Origin of the sequence: Luteibacter sp. OK325 (assembly GCF_003050935.1) — a bacterium.
Classification (GTDB): Bacteria; Pseudomonadota; Gammaproteobacteria; order Xanthomonadales; family Rhodanobacteraceae; genus Luteibacter.
The window spans coordinates 832,800-850,799 of the sequence record NZ_QAOX01000002.1; the positions used below are offsets into that span (position 1 = coordinate 832,800).

The following is an 18,000-nucleotide window of genomic DNA, read 5'->3' on the forward strand; positions in this document are numbered from 1 at the left end:
CCACCTGCCCGGAGCCTCCCATGTCGACACTGCATCCCAACATCGCCACGCTCAGGTCCATCTACGAGGATCTCCGCCGCATCGAACGCCATGCCGACGAGGACATGGTCCTGCATACCGCCCAGCGCCAGGCCGGAGACCCTGGCCGCATTTACGGCAAGGCCGCGGTGGTCGAAAAGATGCAGGCACTCCTTCGTGAGAGCGGGCGAACGTTGACCATGAGGGTGGACAGTATCGTCGCCAACGACTATTTCGGTGCCGTCCTTGGCAGCATTCGCGCCCGACGGGGAGGCAGCGAGATCGGCATGCCGTTCTGCGGCCTGTGGCGCTTTCGTGACGGATGCATCCTTGAGCACTGGGAGAACTCGTACGACATTGCGGAACTCGATGCCTTCATGCGTGGCGATGCCCCGGAAGAGAGTACCTGGGTACGAGGCTGACCCAGGGTTGTGCGGCGCAAATAGGGCCCGTTCTTTCACGCCGACGCAATCCCCTGCCGCATACGCTCAAGGGAGTCCCCGTCGCCTGGAAAGCTCCCCATGTCCGAGACGCTCGCGCCCGACCTCCTACGCCGCATGCACGCCTACTGGCGCGCCGCCAACTACCTCACCGTTGGCCAGATCTACCTCCGTGACAACCCCATGCTGGACGAGCCCCTCGCCAGGGAGCACCTCAAGCATCGCCTGCTCGGTCACTGGGGTACGACCACGGGCCTGAACTTCATTTACACCCATCTCAATCGCGCGATCGTCGAGCGCGATCTCAACATGATCTACGTGATCGGCCCCGGTCATGGCGGCCCCGGCCTGGTGGCACACACCTACCTCGAAGGTTCGTATACCGAGATTTATCCGCATATCGACCGCAGCGTAGCCGGCATGCGCGAGCTGTTCCGCCAGTTTTCCTGGCCTTATGGCATCCCCAGCCATGTGGCGCCGGAAACGCCGGGTTCCATCCACGAAGGTGGCGAACTCGGGTATTCGCTGTCACATGCCTTCGGCGCGGCCTTCGACAATCCCGACCTGATCGTGAGTTGTGTTGTCGGCGACGGCGAAGCCGAAACCGGCGCGCTGGCTACCGGCTGGCATTCGAACAAGTTCCTCAATCCCGTGCGCGACGGCGCGGTCCTGCCGATCCTCCACCTCAACGGCTTCAAGATCGCCAATCCCACGGTGCTCGCGCGCATCGAACCGGAAGAACTGCGTGACCTCATGCGCGGCTACGGCTATGAGCCGCACTTCGTCGAAGGCCACGAGTTCGAGCCGATGCACCAGGCCTTCGCTGCGGCGCTCGATACCTGCCTGGACGAGATCCGGCGTATCCAGACCGAAGCGCGCGAGGGCAAGGCCTCCGAGGCGAAGCGTCCGCGCTGGCCGATGATCGTGCTGCGCAGCCCCAAGGGCTGGACCGGCCCGAAGGTGGTCGATGGCAAGCCGGTGGAAGGTACGTGGCGCGCGCATCAGGTGCCCATCGACAAGTTCGACAACGAGGGTCACCTGAAGATTCTCGAAGACTGGATGAAGAGCTACGACGCCCACGAGCTGTTCGACGAGCGCGGGCAGTTCCGCGAGGAATACGCTTCGCTTGCGCCGCGCGGCCAGCGACGCATGGGCATGAATCCGCATGCCAATGGCGGCTTGCTGCTGAAGCAATTGCACATGCCGCACTTCCGTCCCTTCGCCGAGGACGTCAGGACACCCGGCGACCACAAGGCCGAAGCGACGCGCGTGCTCGGTAAGTTCCTGCGCGGCGTGATGCAGCAGAACATGCAGACCTTCCGCGTATTCGGTCCGGATGAGACGGCGTCGAACCGCCTGGAAGCGATCTACGAAGTCAGCGGCAAGACCTGGCTGGCCGAGTACGAAGGCGTCGACGAGAACCTCTCGCCCGAGGGCCGCGTGATGGAGGTGCTCAGCGAGCACCAGTGCCAGGGCTGGCTCGAAGGCTACCTGCTCACCGGCAGGCACGGCTTCTTTTCCTGCTACGAAGCCTTCATCCACATCATCGATTCGATGTTCAACCAGCACGCGAAGTGGCTCAAGGTCACGCGCAAGATGTCCTGGCGGCCGCCGATCGCTTCGCTCAATTATCTGTTGAGCTCGCATGTGTGGCACCAGGATCACAACGGCTTCTCGCACCAGGATCCGGGCTTCATCGACCATGTCGCCAACAAGAAGTCCGAGATCGTGCGCGTCTACCTGCCGCCGGATGCGAACTGCCTGCTCTCGGTCGCCGACCATTGCCTGCGTAGCCGGCACTACGTCAACGTGATCATCGCCGGCAAGCAGCCGGACTGGCAGTGGCTCGATATGGAAAGCGCCGTGCGCCATTGCACCGCTGGTGCAGGCATCTGGTCGTGGGCCGGTCGTGGCGAGGAAGATCCCGATGTCGTGATGGCATCCGCCGGCGATGCACCCACCGTGGAAGTGCTCGCCGCGATCATGCTGTTGCGCGACTACGTGCCGGACATCCGCATTCGCATGGTGAACGTGGTGGACCTGATGTCGCTGGAAACCCCGGACGAACATCCGCACGGCATGGACGACGACGTCTTCGACGACCTGTTCACCAGGGACAAGCCAGTCATCTTCGCCTTCCATGGTTACCCGGGCATCATCCACAAGCTCACTTACCGCCGGCACAACCACGACAACATCCACGTGCGTGGGTACAAGGAAGAAGGCACGACCACGACCGCGCTGGACATGATGGTGCTGAACAACATGGACCGCTTCCAGCTGGCACTCGACGTGATCAATCGCGTGCCGCGTCTTGCCGGCGAACGCGAGAAAGCCACGCAGCGCTACTGGTCGGACATCCAGCGCCACAAGCTCTACGTGAGTGAACACGGGCAGGACCTGCCTGATGTGCGCGACTGGCAGTGGAAAGCCGAGCCCGAGGAGCTCGCGGAGTGAGCATCGCCACAGGCCATGTGCTCGCCCTCAATACCGGATCTTCGTCGCTGAAGTACGGGCTGTATCGTGTCGATGGCGATACGTGCGAAGCCTTGTTGAGCGAGCAGACCGAATCGGCAGGCGCCGGCAGCGATCCGGTGGCCACCATTGTCGGCAGCCTTCGCGATCGCGGGCTGCCGGCGCCGGACGCGATTGGCCATCGTCTTGTGCACGGCGGGCCCAACGTCCGCGCGCATGCGCGTATCGACGAGCAGCTGATGGTGCATCTCGATGAAGCGCGTGCGTTCGCGCCGTTACATGTGCCGGCGGCGGTGCAGATGGTGAAGCGTTGCCGCGTGGCTTTTCCGGGTGTGCCGCAGGTAGCCTGTTTCGACACCGCCTTCCACGCGACCATGCCCGAAGTAACCCGTACCCTGCCCTTGCCTGCAGACCTGCGAGCGGGTGGCATCGAGCGTTACGGCTTCCACGGCCTGTCGTACGAGTCCATCGTGCGCCAGCTCGGCGATGCCGTGCCTTCCCGCCTCGTCATCGCGCATCTGGGCAACGGCGCCAGCCTGTGCGCGGTGCGCGATGGCAAATCGATCGATACGACAATGGGACTGACACCGACGGGAGGCATCGTGATGGGCACGCGTCCGGGGGATCTGGATCCGGGTGTGTTGCTTTATCTCATGCGCGAGCGCGGCTTCGACGCCAAGCGTCTGGAAACGCTGGTCGATCGCGAGTCGGGATTGAAAGGCTTATCGGGCGGCACGAGCGATATGCGCGAGTTGCACAAGATGGACAACACGGCGTCGCATCTCGCACTGGATGTGTTCGTGCACGTGGCACGCAAGCACATCGCGGGGATGATCACCTCGCTAGGTGGTATCGACCTGCTGGTCTTCACCGGAGGTATCGGCGAGAACGACGCGGTAACCCGCGATGCCATCCTCGCCGGCCTGCAGTGGATCGGCAACTTCGACTCCCGCGTCATCCCCACGGAGGAGGATGAACAGATCGCCCGTCACACCTGGAAGCTGGCCACCGCCTGACTGGTAGGAGGCTGTGCTTTTTGTGGGAGCCGATTCATCGGCGATGCTCTATGTGGGAGCCGATTCATCGGCGAATGGGTGCTCGCAACACCCTGGCGGCCGCTTCGCGGCCATCGCCGATAAATCGGCTCCTACATGGAGCCATCGCCGCTGAAGCGGCTCCCACACTGAGCTGGCTACGGAGCGGCTGTATGTGGGAGCCGATTCATCGGCGATGCCCTCAGACAACAACCACCGGAATCTTCCCGATCCGCGACTGCCATTCCTTCGGCCCGGAGATATGCACCGACGAACCAGCACTGTCGACAGCCACCGTCACCGGCATGTCCTTCACCTCGAACTCGTAGATCGCTTCCATACCGAGGTCTTCAAAGGCCAGCACACGCGAAGCCTTGATCGCCTTCGACACCAGGTAAGCGGCGCCACCCACGGCCATCAGGTAGACCGCCTTGTTATCGCGAATCGCGTCGATAGCGGTGGGGCCACGCTCGCTCTTACCGACCATGCCAAGCAGCCCGGTCGTCTCGAGCATCTGCCGCGTGAACTTGTCCATGCGCGTGGCCGTGGTCGGGCCAGCGGGACCGACCACTTCGTCACGCACAGGATCCACCGGACCCACGTAGTAGATGAAGCGATTGGTGAAGTCGACCGGCAGCGCTTCGCCTCGGTTGAGCATGTCGATCATGCGCTTGTGCGCGGCATCGCGGCCGGTGAGCAGCTTGCCGTTGAGCAGGATGGTCTCGCCCGGCTTCCAGCTCTGCACTTCTTCGCGAGTGATCGTGTCGAGGTTCACGCGACGACCCTTCGAGGAGTCGTAGGTGAGCTTCGGCCAGTCTTCCAGCGACGGCGGATCGAGCGCGACCGGACCCGAACCGTCGAGCACGAAGTGCGCGTGGCGCGTGGCGGCGCAGTTCGGGATCAGCGCGACCGGCAGGTTGGCTGCGTGGGTCGGGTAATCCTTCACCTTGATGTCGAGCACGGTGGTGAGGCCACCCAGGCCCTGCGCGCCGATGCCGAGCGCGTTGACCTTCTCGTACAACTCAAGGCGCAGCTCTTCGGCGCGGTTGGACGGGCCACGGGCGATCAGGTCGACGATGTCGATCGGCTCCATGAGCGCCTCCTTCGCCAGCAGCATTGCTTTCTCGGCGGTGCCACCGATGCCGATGCCGAGCATGCCCGGCGGGCACCAGCCGGCGCCCATCGTCGGCACGGTCTTCAGCACCCAGTCCACGATGGAGTCGGAGGGATTGAGCATGGCGAACTTGGACTTGGCTTCCGAACCGCCGCCCTTCGCGGCGACGATGACGTCGAGCTTGTCCCCGGGAACGATCGTCACGTTGACCACGGCCGGCGTGTTGTCACGCGTATTCATGCGCTTGCCGGCGGGATCAGCGAGCACGGAAGCGCGCAGCTTGTTGTCCGGATGGTTATAGGCGCGACGCACGCCTTCGTTGACCATGTCCTCGACGCCCATGCTGGCGTCGTCCCAGCGCACGTTCATGCCCACCTTGAGGAAGACGGTGACGATGCCGGTGTCCTGGCAGATCGGCCGGTGGCCCTCGGCGCACATGCGCGAGTTGATGAGGATCTGGGCGATGGCGTCCTTGGCAGCCGGAGACTCTTCGCGCTCGTAGGCGGCGGACAGGTTCCGGATGTAGTCGACCGGGTGGTAGTACGAGATGTACTGGAGGGCGTCTGCGACGCTCTGGATGAGGTCGTCCTGCTTGATCGAGGTCATGGCGCTACGGCTGGCTCGCGAGGCTGGCAAAGCACGGATTTTAGCGCACCTGCCGGTGTAAGGTGCCGGCAAGTTGGCCGGTCTATTCACGGCACCCAGAAAACACGGAGTTTCCATGCGTCAGATCCGCCTCGCTTTCCTCGCCCTGTTTGTCGCCCTGGCCGCCCTGGCCGCGGCCGGACCGGCGACGGCCGCCCAGACCGCGCCCGAGTTCACCGGGATTGCCAAGTGGCACAACTCCGCGCCGCTGACCATGAAGGGACTGCGCGGCAAGGTGGTCCTGATCGACTTCTGGACCTACTCCTGCATCAACTGCCTGCGCACCCTGCCCCACGTCACCCACTGGTACGACCAGTACAAGGACAAGGGCCTGGTGATCATCGGCGTGCATTCGCCCGAATTCCCGTTCGAGAAGCAGGAAGGCAACGTCCGTGATGCCATCGCCCGTTTCGGCATCAAGTACCCGGTGGCCCAGGACAACGACCTGGAAACCTGGGACGCCTGGGACAACAAGTACTGGCCAGCCGAATACCTGGTGGACCAGCGCGGCAACGTCGTCGCGCACCACTACGGCGAAGGCAATTACATGGATATGGAGAACGCGATCCGCACCCTGCTCGGGCTGCCGCGCCTGGCCGACGCCGACGCCAAGGCCGAAACCGACAAGGACGCCCCGGACTTCGCCCAGCTGGGCTCGCCGGAAATGTATTTCGGCGCCGATCGCAGCGAGAACAACGGCAGCCCCGAGGGCAAGGACACCGGCACGCGCGACTTCACCGCGCCTTCCCGCCTGGAGCTCAACAAGTTCGCCCTGGTCGGACGCTGGGAAATCGGCCGCGACAACGCCAGCCTGGTCGGCGCCTCAGGTGAAATTCGCCTGCACTTCAAGGCGAAGATGGTCCACATGGTCGCCAGCGCCAACGACCCGGTCACCGTTGACGTGGCCGTGGACGGCAAACCCCAGCCCGCCGTTACCGTGCAGGCCAGCAAGCTCTACACCCTGTTCGACGGCGACGGTTACAAGGATCACATCCTCACGATCAAGATCCCGAAGGCGAATTTCCACATGTTCACCTTCACCTTCGGCTAACCGCGAGGCGCGCATTTCTGTGGGAGCCGATTCATCGGCGATGCCCTTTGTGGGAGCCGATTCATCGGCGATTGGTGCTTGCGACACCCTGGCGGCCGCTTCGCGGCCATCGCCGCTGAAGCGGCTCCTACCGAGCAAAGGCATCGCCGCTGAAGCGGCTCCTACCGAGCAAAGGCATCGCCGCTGAAGCGGCTCCTACCGAGCAAAGGCATCGCCGCTGAAGCGGCTCCCACCAGAGCAAAGGCATCGCCGCTGAAGCGGCTCCTACCGAGCAAAGGCATCGCCGCTGAAGCGGCTCCCACAAGGCCGCCACGGCCCTGGCCACTTGCCAAGAGTGTTTCTTAAGATATATCGTACGATCACTACGTACGATACATCGGAGAACACCCATGCACTTTTTCCACGATGCCAAACACCGCTTCCACGACAAGATGGCCGCCATGGCCATGGGCCGCGGTGGTCGCTTCGGCGGCGGCCCGTTCGGCTTCGACGACCGTGATGGCATGCGCGGCGGGCGCGGTGGCGGGCGTTTCGGCGGCGGCCGCATGTTCGGCACCGGCGACCTGCGCCTGCTGCTGCTGGCCCTTATCGAAGAGCAGCCGCGCCACGGCTACGAGCTCATCCGCACCATCGAAGAGATGTTCGAGGGCCAGTACAGCCCCAGCCCCGGCGCCATCTACCCGACCCTGACCATGCTCGAAGAGCTCGGTTACGCCCGCGTGGAAGCCGAGACCGGCGGCAAGAAGCTCTACGCCATCACCGAAGCCGGCAGCAAATTCCTCCAGGAAAACCGCGACACCCTCGAAGCCCTCACCGAGCGCCTCCAGGTGATGTCCCGCCACATGCGTCGCATGGGCGTGCCGGATGGCATCCGCGAAGCCATGCACACGATCAAGCACCAGCTCATGAACCACCACAAGAGCTGGGATGACGCCGAAACCAAACGCGTCGCTGGCATCATCCACGCCGCGGCAAAGGCCATCGCGGAGCGCAACGCATGAGCGCAACCGAACGGCATGCCATCCAGCGCGTGCGCCACGAACTGAAGATGCGCCTGCTCGACGTCAAGCAGGTGACACGACTCACGCCGCACATGGTCCGCGTCACCCTCACCGGTGCAGACCTGCAAGGCTTCGTCTCCGCTTCGCCGGACGACCACGTCAAGGTGTTCCTACCGGTCGAAGATGGCGCGATCAACCGCCCGACGATGGGCCCGGACGGCCCCGTCTATCCCGAAGGCGTCACGCCGTCTCCGGCACGCGATTACACGCCGCGCCGTTACGACGCTGCCACCAACGAGCTCGACCTCGACTTCGTGCTGCACGGCGAAGGCCCGGCCTCCACATGGGCGGAGTCAGTCAAAGTCGGCGATAAGCTCGGCGTCGGCGGCCCGCGTGGATCCATGGTCATCCCCGACGACTACGACCACTACGTGCTGGTCGGCGACGAAACCGCCCTGCCCGCCATTGGCCGCTGGCTCGAGGAAATGCCGGCGAGCACGCCTGTCACGGTGTTTGCCGAAATCACCTCGCTCGAGGAGAAGCAATCGCTCCGTCGCGATGTGCGCTGGTTCGTTCGCGGTGAATCGCCCTCAATGGATGGGGCCCTCGCGGCGCTGCCGATCCCGGCAGGTGACACCTTCTGGTGGGTCGCTGTCGAGTCCATGCGTGCACGCGCGCTGCGTTCGCTGCTGGTCGAGAAGCGCGGCATCGACAAGGACTGGGTGAAGGCGACGGGGTACTGGCAGACCGATTGAGCGTGGCGCGGGTCGATCACACCAGCTACACGTCGCTTAACCGGCCCCTTCCGCAAACACATAACCTTGCCAGCCCACCGGTTACCTCTGTCACCGTTATGGGAGTGGAGGCGACATGATGCGGCGTGGAAGGAAGATAGTGGCGTGGGTGGTGGGGATCCTGGTCCTGCTGATCATCGTGATCATCCTGTTTATTGCCCTGTTCGACTGGAACAGGCTTAAACCGACGATCAACGAGAAGGTCTCCGAGGCCATCGGCCGGCCTTTCGCCATCAACGGAGACCTCTCCGCGCACTGGTCGCGCGAGCCCGGCGAAGACGGGCTGGTGAGCCTGATCCCGTGGCCGCACTTCACCGCGCTCGACATCACCGTGGCCAATCCCGACTGGGCGAAGACGAAACAGTTCGCCACGCTGCAGTCCTTGCAGTTCCGCCTTTCGCCGTTTCCGCTCATCTCCCATCGCATCGTCGTGCCGGAGATCCGCCTGGGCCAGCCGAACATCGACCTGGAACGCGTGAAGAACGGCGACAACACCTGGACGTTTAAGATGCCCGAAAGCTCCGGGCCGTCCGAATGGCAGCTCGAGCTGAATGCGATCGCCTTCGACAAGGGGCATATCGATTTCAACGATGCGACCAATCAGATCGCCATGGGCATCGACGTGACGCCGCTGGGCAAGGGCATTCCGTTCGACGAGATCATGGCCCAGCAGGAGAAAGATTCGCGCGCCCAGGCGGCGAAGACCAACGGCGCCACGACGAAAACGCTGGCGAAATCCGGTGCGGGCGATAAGGATCGCGAGGACGAGACCAAAAAGAAGCAGGTCTACCTGTTCGCCTGGGAGGCCAAAGGTACGTATAAGAAGTCTACCGTCAAGGCCAGCGCGAAGACCGGTGGCGTGCTTGCCCTGCGCGATGCCAATCGCCCCTTCCCCGTGCAGGCCGATGCGCGCTTCGGCGATACGCATATCGCCTTCGTCGGCACCCTGACCGACCCGCTCAATGTCGGCGCGCTCGATATCCGCCTGTGGTTCTCGGGCACGAGCATGTCGCACCTCTACGACCTCACCGGCGTGACCCTGCCGGATACGCCGCCGTTCGCGACGGAAGGCCATCTCAAGGCCAACCTCAAGAAAGGCGCGAGCGTCTTCACTTATGACCATTTCACCGGCAAGGTCGGCGGCAGCGACCTCGCCGGCAGTCTTACCTTCAACACCGGTGGCCCGCGCCCGAGCCTGACCGGCGCGCTGAAGTCCAACCAATTGCTCTTCAGCGATCTCGCCCCTCTGGTCGGTGGCGGTTCGAACGAAGAGAAGGCCGAGCGCGGCGATGCGGTGAAGCAGCCGGACGACAAGGTGCTGCCGGTTGAGCCGTTCAAGACCGATCGCTGGAACGCGATGGATGCCGATGTCGAATTTACCGGGGTGAAGATCATCCATGGCGATCGCCTGCCGGTGGATAACCTCTACACCCATCTCATCATGAAGGACGGAAGGCTTGCCCTCGACCCGCTGAAGTTCGGCGTGGCCGGCGGCACCGTCGGCAGCAACATCCATGTGGACGGCTCGACCACGCCGATGAAGGGCACGTTCAACATGGGCGCGCGCCACCTGAAGCTGAAAGAGTTGTTCCCGAAACTGGCGCCCGGCGATACGACGCTGGGTGAGCTCAACGGCGACGCCTCCCTGACGGCCGTGGGCAATTCACCTGCTGCCCTGCTCGGGAGCTCGAATGGTGAGATCAAGTTGTTGATCAACGACGGCGCTGTCAGCAGTTCGCTACTTGAACTTGCCGGTCTGAATGTCGGCAGCTACGCAGTGAACAAGCTGTTCGGCGACGAGACGGTCAAGATCAATTGCATGGCGGCCGACCTCGTCACCACCAATGGCGACATGAACTCGAAGCTGTTCGCCTTCGATACCGAGAAGGCGCTGATCAACGTCACCGGTGACATCGACTTCAAGAGCGAGAAGCTCAACCTCGATATCGTGCCGCACACGAAGGGCTTCCGCCTTTTCTCGCTGCGCTCGCCGCTGTATGTGCATGGGACGATGAAGAACCCGTCTGTCGGCGTGCATCCGGGACCCTTGATCCTGCGCGGCGGCGGTGCCGTCGCGCTCGCCGTCTTCGCCGCTCCGGTCGCTGCCATCGCCGCCCTCGCCGTCCCCGAAAGCGGCAAGGCCGACGCCACCCAGTGCAAGCCCCTCCTCGACGATCTCAAGAGCGCCCCGCCCAAAGCCCCACCCCCCGGCAAAACCCAGGCCCAGGCCGACGCCAGGAAGAAATAATGCCCACGGCCCTTGCCTCCCGTGGGAGCCGCTTCAGCGGCGATGCTCGTTGTGGGAGCCGCTTCAGCGGCGATGGGACCGCCCGGAAGATTGGCTGCCGCCGCGGCCTTCGCCGATGAATCGGCTCCCACAGATAGGGCCAGGAAAATCACGCGCTGGCTCGTAGCATCCGGTAGTCCTTCGACACGACCTCCTCCTTGACACGCTCCGTCAGGACATCCAGGTCGTCGTACACGGTGACATACCGTCCGCTCAGCCCGTCATACGCTCCCGACAACAACAAGACCAGCTTCTCAGCCGACTCCTCCGGCGAAGCCGCTTTGCCAGATTCAAGTTGCGCGCGACACCACGCAGCGACCTTCGCTTCAGCAGGACTCTTCGAAGCAAGCAACTCCATCGCTTCGGTTGCCAGCCCAAGGGGAAGGAACCCCGGATGGTACGCAAACACGCTCAGCGAGAAATCCCGGCACTCCGAGGCCAGGTTCTCGCTGAACTTGATCAGCGCGGCCTTGGAAACCGAATAGGCAGAGACCGTAGGCCAGCGAAACGCCCCCGCTTCGCTGACGATGTTCACTACACGACCCCGTCGGCGTTCTGCCATTTTCGGAATCACCACGTGGCTACACACGGCGGCGCCACCAAGGTTCACTTCGATAGCGCTCCACCAGGCATCCCAGTCGCACTCCCACGCATTACCGATGGGGCCACGGACGCCGGCGTTGTTTATCAACACATCGATCGGGCCGATCTTCTCTTCGATTCTTGCAACGACTCACCGCACCGCGGTCTTCCTGGTCACGTCCACCACGTAGGTGGCAACCTTTCCACCCTCGGCCTTTATCGATCTCGCAACGTCCTTGAGTTCAAGGGCGGAACGCGCGACAAGCACCACCACGGCACCCTCGGCCGCAAGGCGGCGTGCATACAAGCGACCGATGCCGCGGCCACCACCTGTAATAAGCACGATCGAGTCACGCAACGGACTTTCGGGCTGCTTTGCCATCACTCACTCCTTGAGAAAACCCATGGCGCTCATCACTTCCTTTCTTACCCATCGGTTGTAGCCGCGGCCGGAAACGTAGTTTCGATGTTTGTGGCCTAGATATCTGCCGAATCGGGCGCGCTGTAATGCCCTTTGTCAGAGGCTAGCAAGCCATTCCTGCTACAGGCGCGGCCTCAGCATCCGAAGGTCCTTGACACTATCTTCGATGGTGCGCCACCAGGCATCCCACTCGCATTCCCACGCATTGCAGATGGGACCAAGGGTGCCCGCGTTGTTTATCAGCACATCGATCGGCCCCTTTTCGCCGTCGATTCTTGCAACGATGTCTTGCGCGGAGGCCATGTCGGTGACATCTGCAGCGAGACGGAGTGCATAAGAACGGCCAATGTCGCGGCTGCCGCCTGTGATAAGCACGATCTCGTCGCTTAGCGAAGAGCTCCCGATGTGACATGGCGCCTCTTCGATGACATTCACGGCGCCTCTCCTTGGCTGGACCTACTTGCGTCCCGATGCTCAGACGCGCCGAACGTGGTCGCCGGCGAAGAATCCATATCACAACATATGAATTGGTATCAATGAGCATCGGCAGGCGATTTCGGCAGCTGCACGCCAACCTTTGGGGGTGTGCGCATTTTATGAAAGTGCGCGCCAGATGAAAACCTAACTACACTCCGGGCGGTGGCAGCCGACCGCCGCCCGGAGAAGTCATCCAACGGATAGGGGCGCGGGGCGGCCTAGAGGGCCTCGTATCCGCCTGCTCTATTGAGGAAATACTTCGTTCCGCAAGGCTCTCCATATGAGTTCTTGCAACCGCTCGACGACTCGTAGGATCCAGGCTTGTCGCTAACCCACGTGCCCATGGATTCTATCCCGCCTTCCGGGATCCGGATGAGCGTATAGACAACTTTCCTTTGAGTGTCACGCAATTGGTGATGCTGGTATTTATTGGTGTATTGATACCTCGCTGGGGCTTTTCGCTCGCCTCCCACCACGGGCAAGTCCACACTTGATGTTTCGCTACCGACATAGTCAGGGTTCGCCTTTCTTATGCACTTCGTGAAGGTCGCTGCAAATCTTGCATCGCCTACGTTGTACTCGACGTAGTCAGTAGGATTTTGAACGGGGACATAGAAACCCCCGTTCACACCCAGAGCATCCTCTGCCGGATGCACTCCTTCCTTATGCGAACTGCCCGCCGGTTCTTCCCGAAGCATCTGCACGCATTCTTCAATGGCGGCTTCGACGAGTTGTTGTCCGGATGGACTGCACGCTTGCTGGGCATGACTCGAGGAAGCGAGGAAGCAGATCAATAGAGTCGCAACAGCTGCGACATATGACTCGGAACAGATGGGCACGCCACGCTTGATATCCATATCATCTTTCCTTTCAGTGAGAAGTTCGCCTTCGGCGTGTGTAGGACGCGCCGCAAGCACGGTCACCTTTACTCCCATTGGAGAAAGAGTGAAATATGTTTCAAGCTATAGGGCAACCCTGAACATATTTCGGCATGCAGAATCGGTCGACGTGAAGCATCGGCTCGGGAATTTCGCCGTTTTCGACCAGAAAGCGGACTTAGCCGGTTCGCCAAACACAGCATTCGCGTCCATATAACAAGCTCCGGCGTATCTGCCCTCGGTGGGGAACGAAGGTTGGCTCAATGCACCAGGGAGGGTTAGCTATGTCCGTCCAGCACGTAGTAAAACAACGTCTCTTTCGCCGATCCCTATTCGGCGCGGCACTCCTCGTAGCCCTGCCATGCGTGGCAGAGCAGGCGGCATTCACCACCAACATCGAAATGTCGAATGCTGTGTCGGCTCCCGTCTTCGCGATGGCGTCCCCGGTTGCGGGCCTGATCAGACAACCGTGTCGTTCGGTGGTCTCGCTCCCGAGCAGCGGTGTAAGACGCCCGGCGTATGGCCGATCGACAATGCGCTCGCGTTGGCGCTGAAGCCTGTCACCCGCGTTTGCGTCGGACCTGCAGTCATCGGATTCACGAGCGTATTCGTCAAGGGCCTGGGCTACTTCGGCTGGGACGATGTGGGGCCCGGTCAGTGCAGCGATATCTATCCGACGGCACAGACGCTGGTTGCACTACGGGTCCGTCAATAACGCGGAGATGTCGTGAATTATGGTCGATAAGGCAGCTGATCATCAAGGAGAACTCAGCATGGAAACGATCAACAGGTTTTCACGTTTACCACTGGGACTGGCAGCGATCATTAGTACGTTAAGTGGAGTCTTCGCGGCTCCTGTGGCCGCCCAGACGGCATTCCCAAATCCGTCAGGTCAGGCACAATGCGAGGCGAATGACATCAACGATAGCCTCGGAGTGGCGGGTGGCTGCGTTCCGTCGAACGCCAGCGGATCGAGAGTGGCGACCTACGCCGCCGGTCCGGCAAGCATGCCGAGGATTCTTCAGGCATTGAGCGGCGGTCAGCCATGCACTGCAACCGGACTCCCGAACAACAATACGCTGATTGGATCATGCGAAAACGCCGGCGGCGTTGTACTGGGCGTGATCTGGCTCACCCCGGAGAGTACACCGGTCACGTTGTCCCCCCTGCCGGCTCTCAAGGGAGCCCTGACGCAACTGGTCTCGGATGTCGCTTCCTCTCCGATGGCCTACAACCAGAACGGCGCGGTGGTCGGTGCAAGCACATCCCCTGGTGGCATCGACACCGCGGTGCTATGGCCACCGCAAACAGGCTCCGGTGCTTCCATGGTGGTTGTTTCATCGTATGGCGATAATTGCGAGGCAGTAGACGTCAACGGAGTCAACGTCAACGGTTATCCTACGATAGCTCTTAACTGTCCCGCAGGCTTTTCGTCAGGCCGCGCCGGCACACGCGTGGGGAAAGTTGCAGTCAATAATGCGCTGCTCGGTGGCTATCAACTGGTTCAACTACCGTTGCCAGCCGCTGGACTTAACTGCACGGCGGGAGGAATCAATGATGCGCTTCAGATTGTCGGCACTTGTCACTTCGCCGGGACGGATAATCCTCGAGCTGCGTACTGGACAAGCCCGACCAGCACACCGCAACTTTTGACGGCATCCGGTGGCGCGCGGAACGCCGGACGCTTCATCAATGCCAGCGGCAAGATCGCATTTAGCTATCAGAAGAGCACCGGTGAGGTGGAATCAGGCCTTTGGGATCCCGTTCCTAACGTGACGACGTACGTTGCCGACCTGCCGGGCGGCTCTCGCTGCGAAGCTGTAGGACTGGGTGATAACAACACGATGGCGCTCAACTGTGAGAACGCAGACGAGCAGGTCCAACCGGCAAAATGGACGGCGGCAGGCGGCACTGTAGCGCTGGGGTACCTCAGCGGAGGCGAGGCAGGTGCTCTTACCGCATCTAACGAGGCCGGGACAGCCGCATCCGTAAGCGGGGAAGACTCTGCCGAGAATGAGGTAGGCGGAGAGGTGGGCCTCTAACTAACGCGAGCATTTCCAGGAGGGATTAGTCATGAATCGTTTCCAGGCCATCTGGACCAACCTTGCCGGCCTGCGCGGGTCGATCGTTACATCCGGTGTCTTTCTTGCAGCGGCGGCGGTAACCACCCTTGTGAGCACGCTAGCGCCCGAGATCGCGGCCGCAAAGACGAATCACATCTTCGTCAGGAGTCAGGAAGACTTCGATCGACTGCACGCTACCCTGGGCGACAATGACGACGGCAAGGCAGCACAGAAATATTGCGAGAAGATGTCACGTCACAAGATTTGCATTCGTGTATTTAGTACCGAGTACTCGCGTTACAGACCTCAGGCTCGTTCAGGCCAGACCGTCGTTCCGTGATGTACTGTGATGTGATGCCAGATGGTGCAGGCGCCTTGATGATAGATCGCCTCCGACGTGAACAGCGTCACGGGCGATCTGTCTTACATGGCTGCCGAGCAGGCGAAGCTTGTGGTTCAACGACGCGCCCGGCAAGCTTCTCCCTATGCTGCCTTCCCGAAAAGCCCACCTCCAGATCCACTTCTGCGTCCTGCTCTGGGGCTTCACGGCCATCCTCGGCAAGCTGATCACCCTGGAGGCGTTGCCGCTGGTTTGGTGGCGCATGTTGCTGGTGTCGGCCACCCTGCTCTGCGTGCCACGTGTGTGGCGAGGGCTGCGTGCGTTATCACCACGCCTGCTCCTTTCCTACGCGGGCATCGGTGTGATCGTCGCCCTGCACTGGCTCACGTTCTACGGCGCGATCAAGCTCGCCAACGCGTCCGTGGCGGCGACCTGCATCGCCTTGTGCCCGGTGTTCCTTGCCATCGTCGAACCCTGGGTAGCCGGCCGTCGCTTCGATCCACGCGAATTGCTGATCGGTGCTGCGGTCGTGCCGGGCGTGGCGCTCGTGGCGGGTGGCTTGCCTGGCGAGATGCGCCTGGGCCTGGCGATTGGTGTGCTCTCGGCGCTGTTCGTCGCGTTTTTCAGTGCGTTGAACAAGCGGCTGATCGATCAGGCGGATGCGCTTACGGTGACCTGCGTGGAGCTGGGTACGGGGACGTTGTTCCTTACGTTGCTTGCGCCGTTCATCGCGACGCCGGCGTTCGTTCTGCCGAGCCTGCACGATGGGGTGTTGATGGTGATTCTGGCGTATGGCTGCACCTTGCTGCCGTTCGCTCTGGCGCTGGCGGCGCTACGCCACCTGACGGCGTTCGCGACGCAGATGGTGACGAACCTGGAGCCGGTCTACGCGATCGTGCTGGCGATTCCACTACTCGGCGAGCAGCGGGAATTAGGGTGGACGTTCTATCTGGGTGTGGCGGTGATTATTGGTGCGGTGTTCGCGCATCCGTTGTTGCATCGGGGCGAGGCGGCGGCGCCGTCGGATCTGGTTGCACCGTAAGCCTCGTGTGTGGGAGCCGATTGATCGGCGACGCCGCGCCAGCGGCGAAGAGCATCGCCGGCGGAGCCGGCTCCCACATAGAGCGAAGAGCATCGCCGGCGGAGCCGGCTCCCACATAGAGCGAAGAGCATCGCCGGCGGAGCCGGCTCCCACAGGGGAGCGAAGAGCATCGCCGGCGGAGCCGGCTCCTACATTAGCGGCGGCCGCCGCGGGACGAGACGGTGCGCTGGCGGCGCGCGCGTTCCGCCGCAGACCTTGCAGTGCCTTTCTTTCGCGAATTCGAAGGTGACGAACGCTTGGCTCGCACTTGCGGGCTGGATGACTTCACGAGGTGCTCCGGAAACAGAACCGGGAGGGTCGATGCTCCGACCCTCCCGGTGAAAAACCCGCTAAGGGTTCGTCAGATGAGTTTGATTTCGCGCAGACGCTCGAGCAGGTATTCGTGAGCCGTGATCGGCTCCGGGTAGCGCCTGGGGTTGTCCGGCGTGACACAGGAAGGCAGCACGTCGAGGACGACGTCCGGGTTCGGGTGCAGGAAAAACGGCACCGAATACCGGGGCTTGCGCGCATTTGCGTTCTGCGGATTGATCACGCGATGCGTCGTCGACGGGTACACGTGGTTGGTCAGCCGCTGCAGCATGTCGCCGATGTTGACCACGATGGCGTCGCCTTCGGTCGTGATGGGCAGCCAGTCGCCCTCACGCGTGAGCACTTCCAGGCCTTCGGCGCTGGCGCCGACCAGCAGGGTGATGAAGTTGATGTCCTCATGAGCGCCTGCGCGCACGTTGGGGACATCTTCCTGCACGATCGGCGGGTAGTGGATCGGGCGCAGGATCGAGTTGCCGAAGTCGATCTTGTCGTCGAAGAACGACTCCGGCAGGTCGATGTGCAAGGCCAGGGCGCGCAGCACGCGCGCGCCGAGCTGGTCGAGCGCTTCATAGATGCCGTAGCCCTTGTCTTCGAAATCCGGTACTTCGGCCGGCCAGACATTGGGCGGCATGACGTCGGCGAACTTCGAGTCGCGCGGAATCTCGCGACCGATGTGCCAGAACTCTTTCAGGTCCGCGAACTTGCTGTCTTTCGCGGTTTCGACCTTGAACGGCGTGTAGCCACGCGCACCACCGCCACCGGGGATGTGGTACCTGCGCTTGGTGTCGTCCGGCAGGGCGAAGAAACGCTTGAACGCGTCGTAGGCGCCGTCGACAGCCTCGACCGGAATGCCGTGGCCGCTGATGCAGCAGAAACCGAATTCGCGATAGGCCGCGCCCAGCTCGGCCACGAAGGCTTCGCGGTCGGTGTCGTAGCGGCGGATATCGAGGGTGGGAACCTTTTTCATGC

General features: G+C 62.3%; 14 protein-coding genes and 1 pseudogene. 10 read left to right on the plus strand and 5 right to left on the minus strand.

Annotation, left to right across the window (positions count from 1 at the left end):
- Positions 1-20 precede the first annotated feature (20 nt).
- The 3 genes from C8J98_RS07500 to C8J98_RS07510 all read left to right on the plus strand — a co-directional run bounded on the left by C8J98_RS07500 (position 21) and on the right by C8J98_RS07510 (position 3,949).
- Entirely contained in the window at positions 21-440 is a 420-nt protein-coding gene (locus tag C8J98_RS07500; RefSeq protein WP_107912498.1) for a nuclear transport factor 2 family protein, read from the plus strand.
- A gap of 99 nt (positions 441-539) precedes the next feature.
- Positions 540-2,915, plus strand: a complete 2,376-nt coding sequence (locus C8J98_RS07505) for a phosphoketolase family protein (RefSeq protein WP_107912499.1) — start codon at positions 540-542, stop codon at positions 2,913-2,915.
- The gene (locus C8J98_RS07510; protein WP_199229843.1) at positions 2,912-3,949 is read left to right on the plus strand and encodes an acetate/propionate family kinase; all 1,038 of its coding nucleotides are present in this window, start codon (positions 2,912-2,914) and stop codon (positions 3,947-3,949) included. Before C8J98_RS07505 ends, C8J98_RS07510 begins: the two co-directional genes overlap by 4 nt.
- A 220-nt stretch (positions 3,950-4,169) precedes the next feature.
- Here C8J98_RS07510 and C8J98_RS07515 read toward each other — a convergent pair whose 3' ends face one another.
- Positions 4,170-5,687 carry a fumarate hydratase gene (locus tag C8J98_RS07515; RefSeq protein ID WP_107912501.1) on the minus strand — a complete coding sequence of 506 codons (1,518 nt, stop codon included), beginning with the start codon at positions 5,685-5,687 and terminating at the stop codon, positions 4,170-4,172.
- A 115-nt stretch (positions 5,688-5,802) separates the two neighbouring features.
- On the opposite strand from C8J98_RS07515, the gene C8J98_RS07520 reads away from it, so the two are divergent.
- The 4 genes from C8J98_RS07520 to C8J98_RS07535 all read left to right on the plus strand — a co-directional run bounded on the left by C8J98_RS07520 (position 5,803) and on the right by C8J98_RS07535 (position 10,820).
- On the plus strand, positions 5,803-6,777 hold the full coding sequence (locus tag C8J98_RS07520; RefSeq protein ID WP_107912503.1) for a thioredoxin family protein: 975 nt from the start codon (positions 5,803-5,805) through the stop codon (positions 6,775-6,777).
- Between the two features lie 389 nt (positions 6,778-7,166).
- Positions 7,167-7,778, plus strand: coding sequence for a PadR family transcriptional regulator (locus tag C8J98_RS07525; RefSeq protein ID WP_107912504.1), 612 nt, complete (start codon positions 7,167-7,169; stop codon positions 7,776-7,778).
- A complete protein-coding gene (locus C8J98_RS07530; protein WP_107912506.1) occupies positions 7,775-8,533 on the plus strand; it encodes a siderophore-interacting protein in 759 nt (252 codons plus the stop codon). The genes C8J98_RS07525 and C8J98_RS07530 overlap by 4 nt, the downstream gene beginning before the upstream one ends.
- Before the next feature lie 118 nt (positions 8,534-8,651).
- The gene (locus C8J98_RS07535) at positions 8,652-10,820 is read left to right on the plus strand and encodes an AsmA family protein (protein ID WP_107912656.1); all 2,169 of its coding nucleotides are present in this window, start codon (positions 8,652-8,654) and stop codon (positions 10,818-10,820) included.
- A 148-nt stretch (positions 10,821-10,968) separates the two neighbouring features.
- Here the strand turns inward: C8J98_RS07535 and C8J98_RS07540 are convergent.
- From C8J98_RS07540 to C8J98_RS07555, 3 genes and pseudogenes are all read right to left on the minus strand, one after another.
- Positions 10,969-11,823: pseudogene (locus C8J98_RS07540) on the minus strand (SDR family oxidoreductase).
- Between the two features lie 159 nt (positions 11,824-11,982).
- Complete coding sequence (locus tag C8J98_RS07550; protein WP_107912511.1) at positions 11,983-12,297, minus strand: SDR family oxidoreductase; 315 nt, start codon at positions 12,295-12,297, stop codon at positions 11,983-11,985.
- 260 nt (positions 12,298-12,557) lie between these two features.
- Positions 12,558-13,196 carry a hypothetical protein gene (locus C8J98_RS07555; RefSeq protein ID WP_107912513.1) on the minus strand — a complete coding sequence of 213 codons (639 nt, stop codon included), beginning with the start codon at positions 13,194-13,196 and terminating at the stop codon, positions 12,558-12,560.
- A 794-nt stretch (positions 13,197-13,990) separates the two neighbouring features.
- Between C8J98_RS07555 and C8J98_RS21930 the strand changes: the two genes are divergently transcribed.
- The 3 genes from C8J98_RS21930 (at position 13,991) to C8J98_RS07570 (ending at position 16,662) form a co-directional block, all read left to right on the plus strand.
- Entirely contained in the window at positions 13,991-15,259 is a 1,269-nt protein-coding gene (locus C8J98_RS21930; protein WP_146171598.1) for a hypothetical protein, read from the plus strand.
- Positions 15,260-15,290: 31 nt separating this feature from the next.
- Positions 15,291-15,620 carry a hypothetical protein gene (locus C8J98_RS07565; protein ID WP_107912516.1) on the plus strand — a complete coding sequence of 110 codons (330 nt, stop codon included), beginning with the start codon at positions 15,291-15,293 and terminating at the stop codon, positions 15,618-15,620.
- A gap of 145 nt (positions 15,621-15,765) precedes the next feature.
- Positions 15,766-16,662, plus strand: a complete 897-nt coding sequence (locus C8J98_RS07570; protein ID WP_107912657.1) for a DMT family transporter — start codon at positions 15,766-15,768, stop codon at positions 16,660-16,662.
- 400 nt (positions 16,663-17,062) lie between these two features.
- On the opposite strand, the gene C8J98_RS07575 is transcribed toward C8J98_RS07570, so the two are convergent.
- Entirely contained in the window at positions 17,063-17,998 is a 936-nt protein-coding gene (locus C8J98_RS07575; RefSeq protein WP_107912518.1) for a 2-oxoglutarate and iron-dependent oxygenase domain-containing protein, read from the minus strand.
- Positions 17,999-18,000: the final 2 nt, after the last annotated feature.

What these genes read in the sequence shown, in the direction of transcription:
- C8J98_RS07525 (WP_107912504.1), top strand. Translation starts at nt 7,167, where the DNA reads ATGCACTTTTTCCACGATGCCAAACACCGCTTCCACGACAAGATGGCC.
- C8J98_RS07505 (WP_107912499.1), top strand. Translation starts at nt 540, where the DNA reads ATGTCCGAGACGCTCGCGCCCGACCTCCTACGCCGCATGCACGCCTAC.
- C8J98_RS07500 (WP_107912498.1), top strand. Translation starts at nt 21, where the DNA reads ATGTCGACACTGCATCCCAACATCGCCACGCTCAGGTCCATCTACGAG.
- C8J98_RS07575 (WP_107912518.1), bottom strand. Translation starts at nt 17,998, where the DNA reads ATGAAAAAGGTTCCCACCCTCGATATCCGCCGCTACGACACCGACCGC.
- C8J98_RS07570 (WP_107912657.1), top strand. Translation starts at nt 15,766, where the DNA reads ATGCTGCCTTCCCGAAAAGCCCACCTCCAGATCCACTTCTGCGTCCTG.
- C8J98_RS07520 (WP_107912503.1), top strand. Translation starts at nt 5,803, where the DNA reads ATGCGTCAGATCCGCCTCGCTTTCCTCGCCCTGTTTGTCGCCCTGGCC.
- C8J98_RS07530 (WP_107912506.1), top strand. Translation starts at nt 7,775, where the DNA reads ATGAGCGCAACCGAACGGCATGCCATCCAGCGCGTGCGCCACGAACTG.
- C8J98_RS07535 (WP_107912656.1), top strand. Translation starts at nt 8,652, where the DNA reads ATGCGGCGTGGAAGGAAGATAGTGGCGTGGGTGGTGGGGATCCTGGTC.
- C8J98_RS07565 (WP_107912516.1), top strand. Translation starts at nt 15,291, where the DNA reads ATGAATCGTTTCCAGGCCATCTGGACCAACCTTGCCGGCCTGCGCGGG.
- C8J98_RS07555 (WP_107912513.1), bottom strand. Translation starts at nt 13,196, where the DNA reads ATGGATATCAAGCGTGGCGTGCCCATCTGTTCCGAGTCATATGTCGCA.
- C8J98_RS07515 (WP_107912501.1), bottom strand. Translation starts at nt 5,687, where the DNA reads ATGACCTCGATCAAGCAGGACGACCTCATCCAGAGCGTCGCAGACGCC.
- C8J98_RS21930 (WP_146171598.1), top strand. Translation starts at nt 13,991, where the DNA reads ATGGAAACGATCAACAGGTTTTCACGTTTACCACTGGGACTGGCAGCG.